The organism is Palleronia aestuarii (genome assembly GCF_003253995.1).
Taxonomy (GTDB): domain Bacteria; phylum Pseudomonadota; class Alphaproteobacteria; order Rhodobacterales; family Rhodobacteraceae; genus Palleronia; species Palleronia aestuarii.
This window is the reverse complement of sequence record NZ_QKZL01000066.1, coordinates 1-3634: the sequence shown is the minus strand read 5'-3', so window position 1 is coordinate 3634 and position 3634 is coordinate 1. Positions and strand designations below refer to the sequence as shown.

The 3634-nt window shown below is 67.0% G+C and carries 5 protein-coding genes; all 5 read left to right on the top strand.

Annotated features, from left to right (window positions below; all coding sequences use genetic code 11):
- Positions 1-57: 57 nt before the first annotated feature.
- The 5 genes from LX81_RS21670 to LX81_RS21650 all read left to right on the top strand — a co-directional run bounded on the left by LX81_RS21670 (position 58) and on the right by LX81_RS21650 (position 3139).
- Positions 58-990 carry a DUF1403 family protein gene (locus LX81_RS21670; RefSeq protein ID WP_111539301.1) on the top strand — a complete coding sequence of 311 codons (933 nt, stop codon included), beginning with the start codon at positions 58-60 and terminating at the stop codon, positions 988-990.
- 76 nt (positions 991-1066) lie between these two features.
- Positions 1067-1681 (top strand): SMC-Scp complex subunit ScpB, encoded by a 615-nt coding sequence (scpB, locus tag LX81_RS21665; RefSeq protein ID WP_234822803.1) that lies wholly within the window; start codon positions 1067-1069, stop codon positions 1679-1681.
- 341 nt (positions 1682-2022) lie between these two features.
- Positions 2023-2259, top strand: a complete 237-nt coding sequence (locus LX81_RS21660) for a type II toxin-antitoxin system Phd/YefM family antitoxin (RefSeq protein WP_111539300.1) — start codon at positions 2023-2025, stop codon at positions 2257-2259.
- Entirely contained in the window at positions 2256-2657 is a 402-nt protein-coding gene (locus LX81_RS21655; protein ID WP_111539299.1) for a type II toxin-antitoxin system VapC family toxin, read from the top strand. Before LX81_RS21660 ends, LX81_RS21655 begins: the two co-directional genes overlap by 4 nt.
- Before the next feature lie 143 nt (positions 2658-2800).
- The gene (locus LX81_RS21650; RefSeq protein ID WP_111539298.1) at positions 2801-3139 is read left to right on the top strand and encodes a hypothetical protein; all 339 of its coding nucleotides are present in this window, start codon (positions 2801-2803) and stop codon (positions 3137-3139) included.
- Positions 3140-3634: the final 495 nt, after the last annotated feature.

Genomic DNA, 3634 nt, shown 5'->3' with positions numbered 1-3634 from the left:
TCTTCCGCCCACGCCGCCATCGTCTTTCCGCCCGCTCCTACCACCACGCAAGACAGGATGCGTTCCACATCTGAGCAGCTTGCACGCTCGATCTGTCCGCGTGAGCGGTTGCCGGCGGCACCTTGTCCGAGGCCGCAAAACAACCTGACAATGCCATGCCGGGTTACCCCGAGGACGAGCGCGCATGCGATGGATGAAGCCTTTTCCTTAAGTGCGGCGCTGGCCGTGCTGGAGCAGGGGCTGGAGGCCCGGGACGTCCCGCTGCCCTTGCTGCGCGACCGCCTGGCGTTCGATGCGGCCGAGGCCTGCCTCGCCCACGGGGGCCGCCCGCGCCCCCTCTCGGACCTGCGCGATGAGGTCCATTTCCTGCGGCCCGGGGAGCAGGCCGGGCCCGCGAGGGCGGTGGTCGGGCTCTGGCGCAAGGCGGCGGGACGGCCGCTCGGGGTCCAGACGGAAGGGTCCGCCGCAGCGGGTGCACGGGTATCGCTTCCTGTGACCGATCCTGGAGCCGGTCCGGTGGAGGTGGCGGCGACGGTGCTGGAGGCTGCCCTGACCGCGGCACCACGCGAGATCGCGGCGGCGCTGGTCGCGGCGGATGTGTCGCTTGCCCGGGCGTTCGGATGGTCGCACCTCGTCCCGGTGCTCGGGATCGGGTTGCAGCGGCGCGACCTGACGGCCTCCGGGGACGAGATGCGTCGGGCCTGTCACCGCGCGGTCCTGCGGGGGGCCACCATGGCGCTGCGGACGGCGTCCGACCTCGCCCGCCGGGCGGCGCGACTTCGCGCGGTGGCGCCGAAGCTCCGGGCCCGCGGGGCCGGGGCGGCGGTGGAGTTGTTCCTCGCCCGCGATGCGCTCGCGCCCGGGATCGCGCTCGTGGGCCCGGGGGGCATGCAGGACCGCGCCGCGCGGCGGTTCTGCGACCGGCTGGTCGCGCTTGGTGTCGTGCGTGAGCTCAGCGGGCGAACGACGTCCCGGCTCTACGGAGTGTGAGCGAGGTGTCGCGCCTTGGCCACAGCCCGTGTCACGGCTCGCCGGGGGCGGCGCGCGGCCTGGAGGGGATGGACCGGTGAGCGGCCGGCCCGCACCGGATCTCGACCGTGATCTCGCGCACCTGCCGCCCGAGGGCCGCTGGCGGGAATGGATGCTGCGGATCGAGGCGGTGCTCTTCGCCTACGCGACACCGGTGCCGCGCGCCGATCTCGCGCGGGTGGTGGGGCCGGGTGCCTCCGTCGACCTGCTCCTCGACGACCTGGCCGCCGACCTCGCGGAGCGTCCCTACGAGGTGGTGCGGATCGGCGGGGGCTGGATGCTGCGCACCCGGCCGGCTTACGGTCCGGCGATCCGCGCGGCGGCCGACCTGCCCGAGGCCGGGGGGGAACTGACCGAAGGCGATCTCGTCGTGCTCGTAACCATCGCCTACCACCAGCCGATCACCCGCGACGGGCTGAAGGAGATCTTCGGGCGCGAGATCTCCCGCGACCTCATCGGGCGCCTCTCCGCGCGCGGCCTCGTCGCCCCGGGCCGCCGGTATCCCCGCCGCGGCGCACCCTATACCTACGTCCCCACTGACGCGTTCCTCGCCCGTTTCGGCCTCGCCACGCTCGACGACCTGCCCGACCCCGAGCAGGTGGAGGATGCGGGGTTGGAACCGCCAACCGATCGCAGCGATGGCGCCTCATGAGGTCGGGCTTCCACGGCAACGGTAAGGGCGCTCCGGATCGTTTCGCCGGACCGGCGATCGGCGAGCTCAGGGGGTCTTATGCACAAGACGATCCCCATGAACTGGGGATAACGTGCGACATATCAGGATTGCGCCTTTACCATGATCGACCCTCGCTCCACGCCGGCCGTGGTCATCCGCGGCAAACGTCGCATGCGCAGCGACAGAACGGTGGATCTACCGACGGCGCTTGGAGGTGTCAGGGGTCGGCGTTCTGCACCACGCGCGGCTCTGAGAGAGAACCTTGCGCACCCGTCGAGAGTGGACTAGGTAAGGTGGACTAACCCCGCGGGATTGCGACAATGAAGACGATCAACATCCATGAAGCCAAGACGCATCTTTCCCGGCTCGTTGCCGCGGCAGCGGCGGGGGAACCCTTCGTGATCGCGCGCGCGGGCAAGCCGCTCGTCAAGGTCGAGGCGATCACGCCCAAGTCCCCTCCGCCCTCGCGTCTCGATATCCTTCCGGGGGTCTTTACCGTTCCGGACGATTTCGATCGGATGGGACAGAATTCTATCGCCGACGATTTCGAGGCGTGAGCCTCCTTCTCGACACGCATATCCTGCTCTGGGCGGTCTCCAACGCGGCACGTCTGCCTGAGGAGGTCAGGGCCCGTCTCGAAGATCTGGCGGAGACCCTGGTCTTCAGTTCCGCGAGCCTGTGGGAGATCGCGATCAAATCGGCTTTGAACCGTTCCGATTTCCGCATCGACGGGTCACTCCTGAGACGCAGTTGTCTCGATGCGGGCTATGTCGAACTGCCGGTGACAGGGCTCCACGCGCTGACGATTGCCGACCTTCCGCCACTGCACCGCGATCCGTTTGACCGGCTTCTGGTCGCCCAGTCCCGCGCCGAAGGGATGACGTTGATCACCGCTGATACGCAGGTCGCGGAGTATGGCGGGAGGATCGATCTGATCCGCCCGGTGAGCGGTTAGATCCTCAGTCCGGCCGTGTGGTTGCAAACTACAGGCAATTGCGGGGAAGGATGCATTCAGCCCGATACGTCAAGCGGCAGCCCTTGCCGACGGGATGCGTCGCAGGTGATGGACGTGTCCAGGAATCCGGAGATTGCCAGACCATGATCGAACTTGCCGTCATCGTCGTTGCCATCTTGATCGCCGGGACGGTTCTCGTGTTTGCCGCGAAGCTCGGTCTCCTGGCGATCGCGAGCATTATTATCCTGGCGTTCGTGTTTCCCGACCAGTTCGGCCACCTCCCCTCCATGCTATACGACCTTGTCGGGCGGCTCGGCGATCTCGACTGGGCGGGGATGTGGACCGTCCTGTCCGACTGGATCGCCCGCGTCCTGCCGATCGGCGACGAATTGTTTGATCCGACACGCCCGGTTCCCGACATGGACCCTGCGCCGAATGTACTTCCGCCACGAGAGCCGGGCGAAATCCGGACCATCGAATGAGGTAACGGCCGGGCCGGGCCGTCAGAGAGGCCGCAGCCTGGATCCTCAACAATCCTCGCGTAGCGAACCGAGACGCCATCTACCGCGAAGGGATAGATTGCTCCACGCATAGTAGCTTTGTCATTCCCGCCCCCGCCGATCACCTTGTTCCATTTGGCACACGGCAATCATGATCGCCTCGGTATCGATCGCGTCATTCTTTCGACACCTAAGCGAAGCGGCTCCGCTCCCGCATCGGCTCCTTCCCAGCGTTTATGTGTCCGACCAGCGATTTCTCATGGAATTGCAAACGCGTCTCGCCAAATCTATGCCGATCGTTCGCTCCCCATCTCAATGACCTTCATGCTCGAGCAATCTCCAATGCCACCGGTCATACACGTCGTCAGTGTCTTGAGGGAACGTGACCTGCCACGGGACTTTCATCCAATCGCGACCGGAGCCCGGTTGTTGTTTACGCCGTTCGGCGCAGGGTTAGCAATCGCCCGACGCGCGGAG

Bases quoted from the DNA above. Each gene is read 5' to 3' on its own strand.
- LX81_RS21660 (WP_111539300.1), top strand. From the start codon at position 2,023: ATGAAGACGATCAACATCCATGAAGCCAAGACGCATCTTTCCCGGCTC.
- LX81_RS21650 (WP_111539298.1), top strand. From the start codon at position 2,801: ATGATCGAACTTGCCGTCATCGTCGTTGCCATCTTGATCGCCGGGACG.
- LX81_RS21670 (WP_111539301.1), top strand. From the start codon at position 58: ATGCGTTCCACATCTGAGCAGCTTGCACGCTCGATCTGTCCGCGTGAG.